This window comes from Arthrobacter agilis (assembly GCF_030816075.1).
Lineage (GTDB): Bacteria > Actinomycetota > Actinomycetes > Actinomycetales > Micrococcaceae > Arthrobacter_D > Arthrobacter_D agilis_E.
The window spans coordinates 2,810,128-2,826,631 of sequence record NZ_JAUSXO010000001.1 but is presented as its reverse complement, the minus strand read 5'-3'; the positions used below and the strand labels follow the sequence as shown (position 1 = coordinate 2,826,631).

The following is a 16,504-nucleotide window of genomic DNA, read 5'->3' as shown; positions in this document are numbered from 1 at the left end:
AGAATCAAGAGTTCCAGCCAACGGCCCTGGCCGGCTGGACAGCAACCCTCTCCCGTAGTGGGGTGCTCCAGGTGAAGATTCGGCCGCTGGGCCAAGTCCCCCAGTCGGCAAGTACGGCCCCTCAGGCGCTGCGTCCCGACCGGCGCCCCGGGGACCTCCTCACTCGTGGAGCGATCATGCACGCACCCTGACGGCAGTGCCGGCCGCCCTGTGGCGCGCGACCAGCGCCCGGCCCCGCACCTCCCTGCCCCGCCACCCCGGTCGAGCCGTCCGCTCGGCCTGTCCCCATCCGAAGGAAGAACCATGCCCGTATCCCGCAAGCTCCTGGCTGCTGCCGTCCTCCCGTTCCTCGCCCTGACCGTCGCGTGCGGCCCCTCGGATGCGAGCGCCGGAGGGGAGACCGAGAAAGTCCGGCTCGGCGTCGTCGGGGCCAGCGACCCCGAATGGGCGGTGCTGACCGACGCGGCCGCGAAGGAGGGCATCGACCTCGAGGTCGTCGACTTCGCCGAATACACGCAGCCCAACCCGGCACTGAGCGAGAGTGAGCTCGACCTCAACCAGTTCCAGCACCTCGTGTACCTCGCCCGGTACAACGTCTCGAGCGGCGAGGAGCTCACGCCCGTCGGATCGACGGCCATCTACCCGCTGGGGCTCTATTCGACCAAGTACGGCTCGGTGGAGGAGATCCCCGAGGGGTCGACCGTCGCCGTGCCGAACGACGAGAGCAACCTGGCCCGGGGCCTGCTCGTCCTCCAGTCGGCGGGCCTCGTCACGCTCAAGGACGGCGGCAGCGCCTTCTCGACCATCGACGACATCGACGAGGCCGCGTCGAAGGTCGAGGTCACCACCCTGGACGCGTCCCTGACGCCGACGTCCCTGCCGGACGTCGCGGCGGCGATCATCAACAACGACTTCGTGCAGGACGCGGGACTCGAGTTCGACGACGCCATCGCGAAGGACGACCCGTCGGACCCGGCGGCCGCCGCCTACGTGAACGTCTTCGCCTCCCGTGCCGGCGAGGAGGACAACGAGACCTACCAGAAGCTCGTCAGCATCTACCAGGACACCCAGGAGGTCCTCGACGCCGTGCAGGAGACGTCCGGTGGTACCGCGGAGTTCCTGAAGGTCCCGGCCGACGAGCTGAAGACGTCCCTCGAGACGGTCGAGGAGGACACCCGCGCCCAGGGCTGACCACCCCGTCCCCGGCCGGCCGGCGCCGTGCGTGTGCCGGCCGGCCGCACCTCCCCTGCAGCAAGGACACCATGCCTCTCATCTCTCTCCGCAACGTCAGCAAGACCTTCCCGCCCGCGCGGCGCGGGGATGCCCCCGTCCACGCCATCGACAACGTCAGTCTCGACATCGAGGCCGGCGAGATCTACGGGATCATCGGGTACTCCGGGGCGGGCAAGAGCACCCTCGTCCGGCTGATCAACGCCCTCGAGAAGGCGACCGCCGGGGACATCGTCGTCGACGGCGTCCAGGTCACCGGCGTGCCCGACCGCCAGCTGCGACGCCTCCGCCTCGACATCGGGATGATCTTCCAGCAGTTCAACCTGTTCAGCGCCAAGACCGTCTGGAACAACATCGCCTACCCCCTTCGGGTGGCCGGCAGGAGCCGCGACGAGATCGCCGCGCGCGTCACGGAGCTGCTCGAGTTCGTCGGGCTGACCGACAAGGCGTCGAACTACCCCGAGCAGCTCTCGGGGGGCCAGAAGCAGCGCGTCGGGATCGCCCGTGCCCTGGCGACCTCGCCGAAGATCCTGCTCGCGGACGAGGCGACCTCGGCGCTCGATCCGGAGACGACGCACGAGGTCCTGCGGCTCCTGCGACGCGTGAACGAGGAACTGGGTATCACGATCGTGGTCATCACCCACGAGATGGACGTCATCCAGACCCTCGCCACGAAGGTCGCCGTCATGGACGGCGGGAGGATCGTCGAGGAGGGCGACGTCTTCGATGTGTTCTCCGATCCCCGCGAGGCCTCGTCCCGGCGGTTCGTCTCGACCGTGGTCCGCGGCATCCCCTCACCGGACGAGCTGTCGGCACTGCGCGAGCGGCACCGGGGGAGGATCGTGACCTTCTCGTTCCGCGACGGCGATTCGTCCCAGGCATCCGTGTTCGTGGACCTGGCGGCGGCAGGGATCGAGTTCGAACTCGTCTACGGCGGCGTCAACGACATCCGTGGACGGGCCTTCGGGCACCTCACCCTCGCACTCACCGGGTCGGAGAGCGTCATCGACGCGACGCTGCAGTACATGGACGGCCGGATCACCGTGAAGGAGCTCGCCTGATGGAAGACCTCGTACCCCTGGCCCCGCAACTCTGGGAGGCGACGTACGAGACCCTCTACATCGTGGGTCTCAGCCTGCTCTTCGGCGGCGCCGGAGGCCTCCTGCTCGGCATGGGCCTCTACACCACGAGGGCCGGAAGCATCCTCGGTCATCGCGGTGTCTTCGGGACCCTGAACGTCATCGTCAACATCTTCCGGCCCATCCCCTTCATCATCTTCCTCGCCGCGGCCCAACCCCTCGCCCGGGCGGTCACGGGGACGGGCATCGGCAACAGCGCCATCATCTTCACGCTGTCGCTCGCGGCGGCCTTCGGTATCAGCCGCATCGTGGAGCAGAACCTGCTGACCGTCCAGCCCGGCGTGATCGAAGCGGCGCGTTCCGTGGGCGCGGGCCGCCTGCGCATCATCCTCACGATCCTGATCCCGGAGGCGCTGGGGCCCCTGATCCTGGGGTACACCTTCATCTTCGTGGCGCTCGTGGACATGTCGGCGGTGGCGGGGTCCGTCGGCGGTGGCGGGCTCGGCACCTTCGCCATCCAGTACGGCTACCGCCAGTTCAATCCTGTGGTCACGTGGGCCGCCGTCATCGTGGTCATCCTGATCGTCCAGGTCATGCAGCTACTCGGCAACGCCGTGGCCCGGAAGGTGCTGCGCCGCTGACCCGGCGCCCGCCGGCCAGGGGCGGCTGCGCGAGGAGCGCAGCCGTCCGGGCCGGAAGGGTCCCGGGACCGTGTCCCGCCCCTCCACGAGCGCCAGGGTCAGCTGCCCGAGCAGGGGCGCGAACTTGGCTCCGTGGCCGGAGCAGGCGGACAGGACGGTGATGCCCTCTGCCCGGTCGATCACGAAGTCCTCGGTCGGGGTGTTCGTGAACAGGCAGGTGGTCTCCGCGTACGGTTCGGGCACGAGGCCCGGCAGGTGGCGCTCCACGTACGCGACCACACGCCGGCGGTTGTCCCCGGAGACCAGGCCGTCCTGCGCCGCGGCCGAGCGGATGCGCCTGCCGCCGTTGTACTCCGCCACCTTCTGCCCCGACCAGCCGGCGTCCCTGCCGCCCGGCAGGCCGTAGACGACCATGTCCTCCGTCCTGTGGATGAACGTGGGCCACGCCGCGCCGGGCCCCTCCGCGTACGGGAAGTGGTAGGCCTGCTCCTGGCGTACCTCCAGGGCGGGGAGCGCGGTGACGAACGCCTCCGGCAGGTCCAGGTCGCCGAGGAGGTCCGGGAGCCAGCCGCCCGCCGCCACGACGACCTGCTCCGCGTCGACCCACCGGCCGTCCCCGGCGTGCACGCGGTAGCCCCGGCCACGGCGGCGCACCCCGGTCACGCGCCACCCCTGCTCCAGGGCGGCCCCGTGGGCGCGTGCCTCGTCGAGCATGGCGACGACGGCGGCCTCGGCGTCGAGCACGCCCGCGCCGGGATGCCACAGGACCGGGGTCTCGAACCGCAGGGGCCAGCGTGCGGACGCCTCGGCCGGCCCGAGCAGCGCATGCTCCACGCCAGCTGCCGCGAGGACCCGTGCGAAGCCCTCCGGATCATGGCCCGCGCCGTGGTCGAGTGCGCCGGTGCGCGTGAGGAGGCGTGTACTGCCGGCGGCCTCCAGCTCGGCCCAGCCGCGGGCCGCCTCCCGGACCAGGTCCACATAGAGCCGCTCGGCGTAGGCGTAGCGGAAGATGCGCGCCGAGCCGTGGGAGCTGCCCCGGCGGTGGGCCGGGGTGTCCTGTTCCAGGACGACGACGTCGTGCCCGGCCTGCGCGAGCCGCCACGCGGCGGACGAGCCGGCCAGGCCCGCCCCGATCACGGCGATGCCCGTCATGGCGTGCTCCCTTCCGGCCCGGAGGTCCTGCGCCGGCGGGCGCCTGCGGCAAGGCTACCGGGTCACGTGCGGGCACTCCGGCTCACGTGTCGGCCGGGAATCCGGTCCCCAGGGCCGAGAGGACGCCGCGCGCCTTCGTGCGCACCTCGTCCCACTCCTCCTCGGGGTCGGAGTCGGTCGTGATCGCCCCGCCCACGCCGAGGGTCAGGTGGGTGCCGCCGTCGTCCTCACGGAGCACGAGGGTGCGGATGACGACGGCGAGGTCGGTGGCGCCCGTGAGGCTGAAATATCCGGCGGCGCCGGAGTAGGGGCCGCGCGGCGCCTGCTCGAGGCGGTCGAGGATGGCCATGGTGCTGATCTTCGGCGCCCCGGTCATGGAGCCGGCGGGGAACGCGGATGCGACGACGCCGGCCCGCGCGCTCCCGGGGCGCAGCCGGGCATCGATGGTGCTGACCATCTGGTGCACGGTGGCGTACGTCTCGATGTCGCACAACCGGCTGACCGTGACCGAGCCCGGGACCGCGTGGTGGGAGAGATCGTTGCGCAGGAGGTCCACGATCATGATGTTCTCCGCGCGGTCCTTCGCCGACGTCCTGAGGTCGTGGAGCAGCGCGGCGTCGGCGACGGGGTCGGCCGAGCGTCCCCGCGTCCCCTTGATCGGTTCGGCCCGCATGTGCCCGTCCGTGGTGAGCCGCAGGAAGCGCTCGGGCGAGGTGCTCGCGACGGCGAACCCCGGGAAGCGCAGGAAATGAGCGAACGGAGCGGGGTTCGTCACGCGCAGGCGGAGGTAGGTGTCCAGCGGGTCGAGGTGCTCCCCGCGCGCCGGGCGCGCCGTCAGCGACGTCGTCAGGCACACCTCGTAGGTGTTGCCCTCGGCGATCTCGGCCTGGGCCTGCCGGATCTTCGCCACGTACGCGTCCCGCGGATCGCGCACCGCGAAGTGCGGCCCCGGGTGCGGGCCCGGTGTCGGGGCGGGACCCGGTGCGGCGACGGCCTCCCGCGCGCGCGCCAGCCAGGCGTCCCGGTCCGCGTCGGGCCGTCCGTCGGAGAGGGTCAGGAGGAAGACGGCGCCGTCGGCGTGGTCGAGGACGACGGCGCGGCCGGCGAAGAGGAGCGCGGCGTCGGGCAGGCCCGCAGCGGACGGGCCGTCGGCACCACCCGTCTCGCGCTTGAGCTCGTAACCGAGGTAGCCCAGCCAGCCCAGCCCGAAATCGCAGGCGAGACCGTCGGGCACCCGCACGGCCCGCCGCCCCCACACGTCGTCGAGCCAGCGGAAGAAGGGCTCCCGGATCCGGGTGGTCACCGGACCGGCCACGAGGTCCGTGACGCCGTCCCGGTGCAGGGCCAGTTGCCCGAAGGCGCCGCCGGCGTCAGCCATGATGCTGAAGCGGCTGCGCCCGCCGGGGAGGAGGCGGGTCGGCGGGGCGGCCACCGGACCCGCCCCGGTGTCCTTCGGGACCGCCGCCGCGTCCGAACTGTCGAGCCAGGCCGCCGCAGGCGCGTCACGGTAGAGCGTCGAGAACAGGGCCGCCGCGTCCGGGACCGCCTCGAGGCGCTCGCAATCCAGCACCAGGCCGCGCCGTCCTGCGCGCTCGGGCGCCAGCAGCACCGTGCAGGAGGGCAGCCCGGTGAGCGCGAGGCGCACGGCCTGCGGCGACGGCGGCCCGTGATGGCCCTGCACCACGACGTCCGCGGCGGTACCGGGGTCGTCGGCCGCGAGCCAGCGGTCCTCCTGCTCGGCCCAGCGCTGCCAGTACGGGGCGTAGGCGTCGCCGTCGCGCTCGATCGCCGTGCGCCGCCGGACCGCCGCGTCGGCCTCCACCCAGATCACGGCGTCGAGGCGGTCACGCGCCGCTGCCGCCGCCGCGCCCACACCCTCGAGCAGCACGATCTCCGCCGCCGCCGTCGTGCGTTCCGCGCCGTCCTCTCCGCGCACCCAGTCCCAGGCGTTCCAGCGTGCCGTCCGTCCCGCCCGCAGGGGGGTGAGCACCCGCTCCACGTAGCGGCCGATCCCGGCGTCGAGTCCGTCCCAGCCGGGGTAGATGTCCTCGAGGTGGAAGAGGCTCACGCTGTGGTGCTCGCGCAGGAGGGCGGCGAGTTCCACGGCGAGGGTCGTCTTGCCCGCACCCGACCGGCCGTCGACGGCGATCAGCAGGGGCGGGGTGGCGGGCGCGGCACCGTGCGGGGTGCGGGGTGCGTCGGGCACGGTTCAGGCCAGGGCGAGCAGGGCGCCGACGCCCACGAACAGGGAACCGAAGGTGCGGTTGAGGATGGTCTGGCCACGCTCGTCCTCGGTGAAGCGCCGGAACGAGCGCGCGGTGCCCGCGTAGAAGAACCACATGACGAGGACGTCGACGACGACCACGGTGGCGGCCAGCACGCCGTACTGGCGCAGCAGCGGCTCCTCGGGCCTGATGAACTGGGGGATGAGCGCGAGGAAGAACACGATCGCTTTCGGGTTGAGCAGGTTCACCCACACGCCGCGGCGGAACATCGAGAGGGCGCCCTCGCTGCCCTGCAGGGCACGCACCTCGCTGTGGTCCGGTTTCGCGAGGAATCTCCGCACCCCGAGATACACGAGGTACGCGGCACCGGTGTACCGGATGAGGTGGAAGGCGAGGGGGGAGTTCGCGACGAGGAGACCGACCCCCGCACCGGCGATGCCGATGTGCACCAGCAGGGCCGCCTGCTGCCCGAGGATGCCCCACACGGAGCGGCGGAAACCCACCGCGAGGGCGTTGCTCATCGTGTTCACCGCGCCCGCGCCGGGCATGAAGCTGATGAGCGTCTGGGCGCCGAGCAGCGCCAGCCAGAGGGAGGGATTCACCCGTTCATGGTAAGCACCGCGCGTCAGTCGTCCGAACGGTCGGCGTCGAGCTCGTGGCGCACGAACCGCACGACGCCGTCCACCGCACCGTCGACCATCCTCCAGGTGGCCTCGAAGTCGCTCGCGTCGCCGTACCAGGGGTCGTAGATGCCGAGCTGCTCGAGCTCCGTGTCCGTGGTCGAGGGATCGAACTCGCGCAGGAGGTGGATCCTGTCGCGGGCGTCGTCGTCGGGTGCATCCCGCCGCAGCTCACGGTAGTGGTCCAGGTCGAGGGCGAGGATGAGGTCGCGTTCGTGGTACCAGCCCGGCTCGAACATCCGCGCCCGGTGCAGGTGGCTCTGGATGCCGAGCTCGGTCAGCTTCGCCGCCGCGCGCTCGTCGATCGGCCTGCCCGCCTCCCAGTCGGTGGTGCCCGCGGAGTCGACCACGACGTCGTCCCCCAGGCCGGCCTGGCCGAACGCGTGGGTCAGCATGAGTTCGGCCATGGGGGAGCGGCAGATGTTCCCGGTGCAGACGGTGACGATGCGGTACATCACGCCAGCCTAGCTGCGGTGCCCCTCCCGGCTCGGCCGGACGTCGTCCGGGCTCACCGTCCCGGCCGGTGCAGATCGACCTCGTCCGGTCGCCGGTCGAACGGGGAGAAGCCGTACGCCTCCCTGAAACGCCGGATCCAGCGCAGGCGCGCCAGTCCGAGGCGCATCCCCCACACGCCGGTCCCTCCGAGCCCTACGAGCATCAGGGCGGCCACCCACAGGGCGGCAGCGTCGCCGTCGCGGGCGTAGCCGCCGACGGCCGTGATCGCCAGGAAGACTCCGCCGGCCAGGAGCGCCACACCGAACAGGAGGGTGTTGCGGGGATTCCCGAAGGGATGGAAGCTGCCCTTGTGGTTCGGATGCGCCCAGGGGTACGGCTCCTTCAGGTGCGGTGGTACGTGCGCGTCCCACTGCCGGGGGCGCCAGAGCGGCGCCGTCATGCCGGGGCCCTCGTCAGGTCCTCGAGGTCGGCCCTGAGGACCGTCTCACCCACGGACGGCTTGCGGTGCTGTTCGCCGTCGGGCGCGACATGCGCGACGTCCCAGCTGTCGTCGTCGTTCCGGCGGACGAAGTAGTTCACCTCGTCGGTGAGCGTCGAGGAGCCGAAGAAGACGGCGGCGAGCCCGGGCCCGGAGACACCCCGGTCGACGACCTGCCGCAGCATGTCCACGTCTCCGGCCTCCGGGTCCTTGATGACGGCGAACCAGCTGCCGAGTGCGGCCGGCTGCAGCAGGACGGAGACGTCGGGCGCCTGGAAGTACAGTGCGAACTCGGGCTTCCGATCGTTCTGCAGGCCGATCTCGGTCCAGCGGTAGGACGCGGCGAGCGCGAAGGCCACGTACTCGGCGCCCGCGTTCGGCAGCACGTCATCGCCCTCGACACGGACGAGTCCCCTGGCCAGCAGGGAGGATGCGCCCGCGGCCAGGAGGACCGGTGTGGACATCTCCGGGCCCACCGTCAGCACGGTACGTGACTTCTCGGCTGCCGGTCCCGTGCCGAGCGAGAGCAGGTACGCGATCTCGGCGACGCCGAAGCCGAGGACCGCGGGCTCGGTGGTTCCCTGCGGGGTCCGTGGGGTGGTGGCTGTGTCTGTCACTCGGATGTCCTTCGGTCTTCGGGCAGGGCAGGTCGGTCGGGGGTCAGAACGGCCACAGGTCCTCGGCCTTGTCGGCGATTCCCTCGCCGAGGTCCTTGATGCCTTCGCCGACGGCTTCGACGCCGTCGCCCACGGCGTCTGCGGTCCAGTCGACGGCGTCGTGGAACACCGGGATGTGATCGTAGGCCAGTTCGCCCAGGGCGAGTCCGCCGGCCGCGAGCCCGAGTCCCAGGTTCACGGGGGGCGGGGTCATGAGGGCGGCGGCGCCCAGGACGGTGGTCGTGCCGTGCAGGGCAGCCCTGCCGTAGTCCTCGTTGCGGATGTCCTGGTACGTCGTGAGGGCCCCGAGCCCCACGCCGATCGGGCCGAGGGCCTTCCCGATGGCACCCAGCGGCGCCGCGAGCGACCCGACCCGTCCGGACAGCCCCTCGGGGAGGATGTTGCTGAGGCGCTGCAGTTCGGCTCCCCACCCCTTACCGCCGATGATCTCCGCGATGCGCTTGAGCTGGGCGCCCTGGGATGTTGCGCGGAGCGCGTCGTCGAGGCTCGCGAAACTGCCGGCCAGGCGCAGGTGGCTGTACAGCCTCGCAGCTGTGACGGGGAGACCGAGCCTGCCGCGCCACGTGTTGGCAGTGGAGTAGGCGCTGACGAGGCCTCCCAGGAATCCGCCTGCTCCGGCGAGCAGGCCGCCGAGCAGCCCGCCGGCCCCATCCGGCGCTCCTTCTCCGCCCGGCGCACCGGGGCCCGGGACCCCGCCCGGGCCGCTGCCCGAGCCGCTGCCCGGGATGGAGCCGGACCCCTGGTCGCTGGCGCCCTCCTGCTCGTCGGCGTTGGCACGCAGGGTGGTGGCGCCGTCGGTCAGGAAGGACTCCGCAGCGAAGATCCGCATGCGGTGGTCGGAGTTCCAGGTGGCACGGAAGCGGTCCGCATCGGAACCGTTCCAGTAGCCGGGCGCATTGACCCGCGAGGAGATCATGAGCGAGATACCGGACAACTGCTGCTGGGCCTGGCTGAAGCTCGCGGAGAGCTCCCTGAGCGCGGCGAGATCCGCGCCGATCGTACCGTTCGTCATCGTATGTTCCCCCGTGCGGTTGAGACCTGGTCGTCAGCCTACCGGGACGGCGGAGTTACGCGATGGGGAGGACTCCCCATCGCGTGTCCCGCCCTTCATCCCCGCGCGAGGATCTCCACGCTCGGCATCAGGAACACGCCGTCGTCGAGCCGCGACCACCTCCGCCACCCCTCGGCCAGCCGGTCGAGGGTGCGCTGGTCGGCGAGGCCCCGCTCGAGGGTCTGCCCCGCGAACGCCGAGTGCAGCACACGCTCGGCCCAGGAGTCGGCGAGGAAGCGGCGGTCCTCGGCGGTGGCGTACACCCAGGTCGTCGACGACACCTCGATCTCCGCGAAGCCCGCCGCCGCCGCCCACCCGGGAAGGCGGCGTCCGGCGTCGGGCTCCCCGCCGTTGCCGCGTGCCAGCGTGCGGTACAGCTCCCGCCACTCGTCGAGTTCGTCGACCACAGGGAACCAGGTCATCGCACCGAAGTCGGCCTCGCGGGCCGCGACGATCCCGCCCGGCCGGACGACGCGGCGCATCTCGCGGAGGGCCGCCACGGGGTCGGCCAGGTGCTGCAGGAGCTGGTGTGCGTGGACCAGGTCGAAGGATTCGTCGGCGGCGTCGAGGTCGTACACGTTGCCCTCGCGGAATTCGACGTTCGCGAGATCGGCGTGTGCCTCGGCGGCCTGCGCGACGACGTCGGCCGAGCTGTCGATGCCCGTCACCGAGCCCGGTGCCACGAGGTCGGCGAACCCTGCCGTGATGCTGCCGGGGCCGCAGCCGACGTCCAGCACGTCCAGCCCTGCTTCGAGGAAGGGCTCGAGGTAGGCGGCCGACGACGCGACGGTCCGCGCTGCGTGCGCGGCCGTGACGCTCGGGTGGTGTCCGTGGGAGTAGACCTCGTCGTTCATGCTCCGAAGGCTAACCGGCGGGAGGCCCCTCAGCCAGCGTCCACGTCGTCCAGCGCCACATCACGCGCCGCGACCGTGGCGTCGGTGACGTCCTGCAGCATGTCGCGCAGGAGCGTCAGCTGCTCCTCGGAGTACCGGTCGAAGACGGCGTTGATGTGGCGTGCGAGGGGCGCGAACAGCATCGCGCCCGTGGAGCGCGCCTTCTCCGTCATCTCGAGGTGCACCTGCCGCCGGTCCACGTCACTGCGCCGGCGGGTCACATGGCCCGCCGAGTCGAGACGGTCGACGAGGGCCGTGGTGGCGGGCGAGCTCAGGTTCAGTTCCTCCCGCAGCATGCCGGGAGTGACGGTCAGCCCGGCACGGGCAGCACCCATCATGATGCTCAGGGCATGGAGATCGGTGCGGTAGAGGCTGTCGCGTTCGCTCGCGACGTCCACGTAACGGTCCGTCTCCACGGTGAACTGCCGCAGCAGTGCCATGAGTTCTTCCCTCGCGGCCATGGGCCCTCGCCTTCTTTCCCCTCCAGTTTAGGCCGGTTCGCATTATCTCCATGATAGATATACTTTGCTGCAGAGATAACTTCGAGAGGGCAGGGAACTCCATGAGGAACAGATGGTTGAGGGTGCTGTTGCCCGCGGTCGTGGTGCTGGTCTGGCTGATCGGGGCGGCCGTCGGCGGTCCCACGTTCGGGCGGCTCGAGGAGGTCTCGAGCAACGATCAGGCGTCCTTCCTGCCCGCGAGCGCGGAATCGACGGAGGCCGGTGAACTGCAGCGGCGCTTCAGCGACTCCGATGCCATCCCGGCGGTCATCGTGGCGGAATCGGACACCGCGATCGACCCGCGGGACCTCGGCCCCTTCGAGGAGCTCGCGGCCACGCTCGGGGACGTGGAAGGGCTCGAGCCGCCGGCCGAGGGTGCGCCGGCGGTCGCGGGGCCCATCCCGTCCGAGGACGGGATGGCGGTGCAGTACATCGCCTTCGTCTCCTCCGACGCCGAACTCACCGACGTCGTGGGTGGACTGCGCACCGTCCTGGACGACGAACTGCCCGACAACGTCACCGGGTACGTGACCGGCCCCGCCGGGCTCACCAATGACCTCGTGGCTGCCTTCGGCGGGATCGACGGCATCCTGCTCGCCGTCGCGCTCGGCGCGGTGTTCGTCATCCTCCTCGCCGTCTACCGGTCCATCGTGCTGCCGTTCCTCGTCCTGCTGACCTCGGTGTTCGCGCTGGCGACGTCGATCCTGCTGATCTTCGGTCTCGCGAAGCTCGACGTGATCCAGCTCAGCGGCCAGAGCCAGGGAATCCTCTCGATCCTCGTGATCGGCGCGGCCACGGACTACGCGCTGCTGCTCGTCGCCCGGTACCGGGAGGCCCTCGTCGGGAACGAGACGCGGTGGGATGCCATGCGCGTGGCGTACCGCAGCTCCGTGGAACCGATCGTGGCGTCCGGCGCCACCGTGATCCTCGGCCTCCTGTGCCTGCTCTTCTCGGATCTCAACTCGAACCGGAGTCTCGGACCCATCGCCGCGATCGGCATCGCCTTCTCGCTCGCTGCAGCGCTCACGCTTCTCCCCGCACTCCTGCTGCTCCTGGGCAGGGCGGCCTTCTGGCCGCTGCGTCCGCGCTACAACCCCGAACTGGTGAGCGTCGCCGCACCCCACCACGGCCGGCATGCAGCCCCGACCGGGGCGGGCGCAGCGACCGGGCTCGAGCGGCTCACGGGCCTCTGGCGGCGCGTGGCCCTGCTCGTGGCCCGCCGCCCGCGGGTGTTGTGGATCGCGTCCCTGCTCATCCTCGTCGCCGGCACGCTCGGGCTCACCCAGCTCCAGGCCAGCGGCGTCCCCCAGTCCGCGGTGATCCTGACACCCTCCAATGCCGTCGACGGCCAGGAAGCGCTCGGGCGCCACTTCGACGCGGGCTCCGGAAGCCCCGTCTACGTCGTCGCGCCCGAGGCGGACCAGCAGGCGGCGCTCGATGTCGTCACGGCGCAGGAGGGCATCTCCGATGCCACGCTGACCGCCGACCCTGCCGGTACCGTCCTCGTCGAGGAGGGGCGCGTGCTCATCAGCGGCACGCTCGGGTACCAGGCCGACTCCGAGCAGGCCGAGGGCGTGGTGCGGGACCTGCGCACCGCGCTCGACGACGCCAGCCCCGACGCACTGGTCGGCGGGGTCACGGCGGTGGCGATCGATACGAACGACACCGCGCTCGCCGACCTCGTCAAGATCATCCCGATCGTGCTGGCCGTGATCCTCGTGGTCCTGATCCTCCTGCTGCGCTCCGTCCTGGCACCCGTGCTCCTCGTCGCGAGCGTGGCGCTCTCCTATGCCACGGCCCTCGGCGTGTCGGCGCTCGTGTTCAACAACGTCTTCGGGTTCGAGGGAGCGGACGCGTCGGTGCCGCTGTTCGGCTTCGTGTTCCTCGTGGCGCTGGGGGTGGACTACAACATCTTCCTGATGACCCGGGTCCGTGAGGAGTCCCTGCGCATCGGCACCCGGCCCGGCATCCTGCGCGGACTCGGCGTGACCGGCGGCGTCATCACCTCGGCGGGCGTGGTGCTGGCGGCGACCTTCGCCGCGCTGGGCGTGATCCCGATCCTGTTCCTCGCGCAGATCGCGTTCATCGTGGCGTTCGGCGTGCTGCTGGACACGGTGCTGGTGCGCTCCCTGCTGATCCCGGCGCTGGCCTACGACATCGGGCCGAAGATCTGGTGGCCGTCGGCGCTCGGCAAGGTGCCGTCCCCGCGGTAGACCGCCGCATGCTGGGAGTTTCCTGCACAGCAGCCGCACAGCTTCCGGAAAGGCGCGGTCTAGGTCGGGACGGGATGCTGGAGGGACGACGCACCCGCCAGGAGGACACCATGATCAGCTACCGACCGACCCCCGAGCTCACCCCGGGACGCAGGGGTTTCCGGGCCGCCGTCGGCGCGATGGCGCTGGCGGCGGTCCTCGGCACCACGGCCTTCGCACCGATGGGTGCCGAGGCCGCCGCCCCGGGACCGGACACCCGGGCCGCCGTCGTCGGTGCCACGGTGCCCGCCGACCCGGCCCTCGTGCGCCGCCAGGGCGCGGGCGGATCGCTCGGGCAGGCCACCGCATCGCCGCTCCGGACCTGAGCCGGCCCCGGTCCGCCCTCCGGCGTGGGGGATACTGGACCGCAACGCCCCGCCCCGTGCGGCCCGCGCCGGTTCCCGGAACGATCCCAGAACGACCCAGGAAGACACGATGGCCGACGCCTCGCACCACTCCATGACCGACAACCTGCCGCGCCTGGCGCACCCCGACGGCAGCCCCATCCGGGCGCTCGTCGTCGACGACGAGACGAGCCTCGCCGAACTCGTCAGCATGGGACTGCGCATGGCCGGCTGGAGCGTGACGACGGCGGACGACGGCGCCGCGGCGGTGTCCGCCGCGCGGGACTTCCGCCCCGACGTGCTGGTCCTCGACGTCATGATGCCGGGCGTGGACGGCATCGAGGCGCTCAAGAAGATCCGCACGTTCGCCCCGAACGTCCCGGCGCTGTTCCTCACCGCCAGGGACGCCGTCCAGGACCGCATCTCCGGGCTCTCCGCGGGCGGCGACGACTACGTGACCAAACCCTTCAGCATGGAGGAACTCCTGCTGCGTCTCCACCGCCTCGTCCAGCGCTCGGGCGTGGCGGCGTCGGATTCCGCCGAGCTGGTGGTCGGGGACCTCGTGATGAACGTCGACACCCGCGAGGTCACCCGTGGAGGCCAGGACATCGTCCTGACCTCCACCCAGTGGGAACTGCTGCGCTACCTCATGGAGAACCCGCGCCGCGTGGTCAGCAAGTCCCAGATCCTCGACAGCGTGTGGCACTACGACTTCGGCGGCCAGGCGAACATCGTGGAGCTCTACATCTCCTACCTCCGCAAAAAGATCGACGCGGGTCGCACACCCATGATCCACACGGTGCGCGGCGCCGGGTACGTCCTCAAGCCCGCGGCCCCGTGACCGCTTCTGGCGTCGCTCGTGGCACCCCGACCGCAGGCCGCAGGCCCCTGCACCTGCGGACCAAGCTGATCCTCGTGACCCTGGCACTGCTCACGGCGATCTGCGTCGCGATCGGCGTGCTCAGCCACCTCGCGATGAGCACCTACCTCACCGGTCAGCTCGACGACGCCCTCCGGCCGGCGGCGGGAAGGGCGGGGTTCCCCGGCGGACGCCCTCCCGGGGACGACCAGCAGCGGCCGTCGCGCGACGTCGACCCCGAGAACGCCGCCGGGCAGCGCCCGGGAACCCTCAACGCGGTGTTCGACGACGGCGAGGTACGGACCTCCGCGCTCGTCCAGGACGACGGCACCACGGACCCCCTCACCGTCGCCGACCTCGATCTGCTGGCCGCCCTCGATCCCGTGGCCGGTCCCGAGGAGCTGACCCTGAGCACCGGCCACTACCGCGTCGACGCGGTCGCCCTCCCGGGCGACGCGGGGAACTCCGGGGGAGCCGTGCTCGTCACGGGTCTGTCCACGACCGAGCGCGACAGCACGCTCGTGTCCCTCGACATCACCGTCGCCGGTCTCTCGCTCGCCGGGCTGCTGCTCACGGGTCTCGCCGGAACGGTGATCATCCGCCGGTCCCTGCGCCCGCTCGAGGAGCTGTCCGCCGTCGCGACCTCCGTCTCGCAGCTGCCGCTCTCCTCGGGAGAGGTGGCCATCCCCGTGCGCGTCCCTCCTGCCGTCGCCCGGCCCGGCACGGAGGTCGGCACCGTGGGGCTCGCACTCAACGGGATGATCGACCACGTCACCAGCGCCTTGCGCGCCCGCCAGTCGAGCGAGATGAAAGTGCGCCAGTTCGTGGCCGATGCCAGCCACGAACTCCGCACCCCGCTCACCTCGATCCGCGGGTACACCGAGCTGGTCCTGCTGAGCGAGACGGTCAGCCCCTCCGGCCGGTCCGCGCTCGAACGCGTGGACAGCGAGTCCAGGCGGATGTCCTCCCTCGTCGAGGACCTCCTGCTGCTCGCCCGCCTCGACGAGGGCCAGCGCGGCGAGGCATCCGACGTCGACCTCACGGAACTCGTCATCGAGACCACCAGTGACGCCCGCGTCGCGGCGCCCGGGTACGCCTGGAGCCTCGAGCTCCCGGACGAGCCCGTGGAGGTGCACGCCGTCGAGGCCGAGATCCGGCAGGTACTCATCAACCTGCTCTCCAACGCCTCCAGGCACACCCCGCCCGGCACAGCCATCGCCACGGCCCTCACGGTCACGGGCAGCACCGTCGGTGTCACCGTCACGGACTCCGGGCCGGGCATCGATCCGGCCTTCCTCGACACCGTCTTCACGCGATTCAGCCGGGGCGATGCCGCCCGATCGGCGGACGCCGGGAGCACGGGGCTCGGACTCGCGATCGTCCACGCGCTCGTCGAGGCCAACGGGGGCACGATCGGCGTGACCAGCGAGCCCGGCCGCACCCGGTTCCGCGTCGACCTGCCGCTCGCCCGACCGCCGGCGCAACCCCTCGCCGAGCCGGCCCGCGCGTCCGACCGGGAGCTGTGAACCGGCCCTGCACGGAAGCTCCTGTCGGCCCGACCCCGGGCCGCCCCCGGCCCGACCCCGGCGCCACGGACGCCGTGCGACGCCCGTGGCCTCCCGCTCTCCGGCACCGAAGCTCGATACGATCTACCCATGAACGACATCGCCGCCTTTCTTGACGCACGTATCACCGAGGACGAGAATGCGGCCCGCAGGGGCAGCCTGCCCGAGGAGGTGTGGGGCGTCGGAGGGTGGTACGACCCCCAGCGCGTCCTCGCTGAATGCCGGGGCAAGCGGGAGCTCCTCCGCTACGCGGTCGCCGAACTCGGGGCGTCGCAGCGCTCGGATGTCCTCCGGCTCCTCGCACTCCCGTGGACGGGCCACGTCGACTATCGGGCCACGTGGCACGCCAGGGCGGACACCGGGATGAAGGACGAACTGACCGCCTGATGGAACGGCCGGTGCGGGGCGCCCGGTCCCGGCCG

17 protein-coding genes and 1 riboswitch are annotated in these 16,504 nt (G+C 71.6%); of the genes, 8 read left to right on the top strand and 9 right to left on the bottom strand.

Features of this window, described 5'->3' with window-relative positions; all coding sequences use genetic code 11:
- Positions 1-2 precede the first annotated feature (2 nt).
- Positions 3-120: riboswitch (SAM riboswitch) on the top strand.
- Positions 121-303: 183 nt separating this feature from the next.
- The 3 genes from QFZ50_RS13135 to QFZ50_RS13125 all read left to right on the top strand — a co-directional run bounded on the left by QFZ50_RS13135 (position 304) and on the right by QFZ50_RS13125 (position 2,950).
- Positions 304-1,191 carry a MetQ/NlpA family ABC transporter substrate-binding protein gene (locus QFZ50_RS13135; RefSeq protein WP_307084849.1) on the top strand — a complete coding sequence of 296 codons (888 nt, stop codon included), beginning with the start codon at positions 304-306 and terminating at the stop codon, positions 1,189-1,191.
- Between the two features lie 71 nt (positions 1,192-1,262).
- Entirely contained in the window at positions 1,263-2,291 is a 1,029-nt protein-coding gene (locus QFZ50_RS13130; protein ID WP_307084847.1) for a methionine ABC transporter ATP-binding protein, read from the top strand.
- Positions 2,291-2,950, top strand: coding sequence for a methionine ABC transporter permease (locus QFZ50_RS13125; RefSeq protein ID WP_307084845.1), 660 nt, complete (start codon positions 2,291-2,293; stop codon positions 2,948-2,950). Before QFZ50_RS13130 ends, QFZ50_RS13125 begins: the two co-directional genes overlap by 1 nt.
- On the opposite strand, the gene QFZ50_RS13120 is transcribed toward QFZ50_RS13125, so the two are convergent.
- From QFZ50_RS13120 to QFZ50_RS13080, 9 genes are all read right to left on the bottom strand, one after another.
- Positions 2,909-4,102 (bottom strand): FAD-dependent oxidoreductase, encoded by a 1,194-nt coding sequence (locus QFZ50_RS13120; RefSeq protein WP_307084843.1) that lies wholly within the window; start codon positions 4,100-4,102, stop codon positions 2,909-2,911. The two genes, QFZ50_RS13125 and QFZ50_RS13120, sit on opposite strands and share 42 nt — an antisense overlap.
- 82 nt (positions 4,103-4,184) lie before the next feature.
- Positions 4,185-6,308 (bottom strand): aminodeoxychorismate synthase component I, encoded by a 2,124-nt coding sequence (gene pabB, locus QFZ50_RS13115; protein ID WP_307084841.1) that lies wholly within the window; start codon positions 6,306-6,308, stop codon positions 4,185-4,187.
- Positions 6,309-6,311: 3 nt separating this feature from the next.
- Positions 6,312-6,929, bottom strand: coding sequence for a LysE family transporter (locus QFZ50_RS13110; protein ID WP_307084840.1), 618 nt, complete (start codon positions 6,927-6,929; stop codon positions 6,312-6,314).
- Between the two features lie 23 nt (positions 6,930-6,952).
- Positions 6,953-7,462 carry a low molecular weight protein-tyrosine-phosphatase gene (locus tag QFZ50_RS13105; RefSeq protein ID WP_307084839.1) on the bottom strand — a complete coding sequence of 170 codons (510 nt, stop codon included), beginning with the start codon at positions 7,460-7,462 and terminating at the stop codon, positions 6,953-6,955.
- 53 nt (positions 7,463-7,515) lie between these two features.
- A complete protein-coding gene (locus QFZ50_RS13100; RefSeq protein ID WP_307084836.1) occupies positions 7,516-7,902 on the bottom strand; it encodes a phage holin family protein in 387 nt (128 codons plus the stop codon).
- A complete protein-coding gene (locus QFZ50_RS13095) occupies positions 7,899-8,558 on the bottom strand; it encodes a hypothetical protein (RefSeq protein ID WP_307084834.1) in 660 nt (219 codons plus the stop codon). The genes QFZ50_RS13100 and QFZ50_RS13095 overlap by 4 nt, the downstream gene beginning before the upstream one ends.
- A 43-nt stretch (positions 8,559-8,601) precedes the next feature.
- Positions 8,602-9,630: a hypothetical protein gene (locus QFZ50_RS13090; protein ID WP_307084832.1), complete on the bottom strand. Its 1,029-nt coding sequence runs from the start codon at positions 9,628-9,630 to the stop codon at positions 8,602-8,604.
- 95 nt (positions 9,631-9,725) lie between these two features.
- Positions 9,726-10,523 (bottom strand): methyltransferase domain-containing protein, encoded by a 798-nt coding sequence (locus QFZ50_RS13085; protein ID WP_307084830.1) that lies wholly within the window; start codon positions 10,521-10,523, stop codon positions 9,726-9,728.
- A gap of 29 nt (positions 10,524-10,552) precedes the next feature.
- Positions 10,553-11,023 (bottom strand): MarR family winged helix-turn-helix transcriptional regulator, encoded by a 471-nt coding sequence (locus QFZ50_RS13080; protein WP_307084828.1) that lies wholly within the window; start codon positions 11,021-11,023, stop codon positions 10,553-10,555.
- Between the two features lie 101 nt (positions 11,024-11,124).
- Here QFZ50_RS13080 and QFZ50_RS13075 point away from each other — a divergent pair, with 101 nt between their 5' ends.
- From QFZ50_RS13075 to QFZ50_RS13055, 5 genes are all read left to right on the top strand, one after another.
- The gene (locus QFZ50_RS13075) at positions 11,125-13,275 is read left to right on the top strand and encodes an MMPL family transporter (protein ID WP_307084827.1); all 2,151 of its coding nucleotides are present in this window, start codon (positions 11,125-11,127) and stop codon (positions 13,273-13,275) included.
- Between the two features lie 110 nt (positions 13,276-13,385).
- The gene (locus tag QFZ50_RS13070; RefSeq protein ID WP_307084825.1) at positions 13,386-13,640 is read left to right on the top strand and encodes a hypothetical protein; all 255 of its coding nucleotides are present in this window, start codon (positions 13,386-13,388) and stop codon (positions 13,638-13,640) included.
- A gap of 109 nt (positions 13,641-13,749) precedes the next feature.
- Entirely contained in the window at positions 13,750-14,499 is a 750-nt protein-coding gene (locus QFZ50_RS13065; protein ID WP_307084823.1) for a response regulator transcription factor, read from the top strand.
- Positions 14,496-16,043, top strand: a complete 1,548-nt coding sequence (locus QFZ50_RS13060) for a sensor histidine kinase (RefSeq protein WP_307084821.1) — start codon at positions 14,496-14,498, stop codon at positions 16,041-16,043. The genes QFZ50_RS13065 and QFZ50_RS13060 overlap by 4 nt, the downstream gene beginning before the upstream one ends.
- 129 nt (positions 16,044-16,172) lie before the next feature.
- Positions 16,173-16,469, top strand: a complete 297-nt coding sequence (locus QFZ50_RS13055; RefSeq protein ID WP_307084819.1) for a DUF6221 family protein — start codon at positions 16,173-16,175, stop codon at positions 16,467-16,469.
- Positions 16,470-16,504: the final 35 nt, after the last annotated feature.

Bases quoted from the DNA above. Each gene is read 5' to 3' on its own strand.
- QFZ50_RS13135 (WP_307084849.1), top strand. From the start codon at position 304: ATGCCCGTATCCCGCAAGCTCCTGGCTGCTGCCGTCCTCCCGTTCCTC.
- QFZ50_RS13130 (WP_307084847.1), top strand. From the start codon at position 1,263: ATGCCTCTCATCTCTCTCCGCAACGTCAGCAAGACCTTCCCGCCCGCG.
- QFZ50_RS13125 (WP_307084845.1), top strand. From the start codon at position 2,291: ATGGAAGACCTCGTACCCCTGGCCCCGCAACTCTGGGAGGCGACGTAC.
- QFZ50_RS13120 (WP_307084843.1), bottom strand. From the start codon at position 4,102: ATGACGGGCATCGCCGTGATCGGGGCGGGCCTGGCCGGCTCGTCCGCC.
- QFZ50_RS13105 (WP_307084839.1), bottom strand. From the start codon at position 7,462: ATGTACCGCATCGTCACCGTCTGCACCGGGAACATCTGCCGCTCCCCC.
- QFZ50_RS13100 (WP_307084836.1), bottom strand. From the start codon at position 7,902: ATGACGGCGCCGCTCTGGCGCCCCCGGCAGTGGGACGCGCACGTACCA.
- QFZ50_RS13090 (WP_307084832.1), bottom strand. From the start codon at position 9,630: ATGACGAACGGTACGATCGGCGCGGATCTCGCCGCGCTCAGGGAGCTC.
- QFZ50_RS13085 (WP_307084830.1), bottom strand. From the start codon at position 10,523: ATGAACGACGAGGTCTACTCCCACGGACACCACCCGAGCGTCACGGCC.
- QFZ50_RS13080 (WP_307084828.1), bottom strand. From the start codon at position 11,023: ATGGCCGCGAGGGAAGAACTCATGGCACTGCTGCGGCAGTTCACCGTG.
- QFZ50_RS13075 (WP_307084827.1), top strand. From the start codon at position 11,125: ATGAGGAACAGATGGTTGAGGGTGCTGTTGCCCGCGGTCGTGGTGCTG.
- QFZ50_RS13070 (WP_307084825.1), top strand. From the start codon at position 13,386: ATGATCAGCTACCGACCGACCCCCGAGCTCACCCCGGGACGCAGGGGT.
- QFZ50_RS13065 (WP_307084823.1), top strand. From the start codon at position 13,750: ATGGCCGACGCCTCGCACCACTCCATGACCGACAACCTGCCGCGCCTG.
- QFZ50_RS13055 (WP_307084819.1), top strand. From the start codon at position 16,173: ATGAACGACATCGCCGCCTTTCTTGACGCACGTATCACCGAGGACGAG.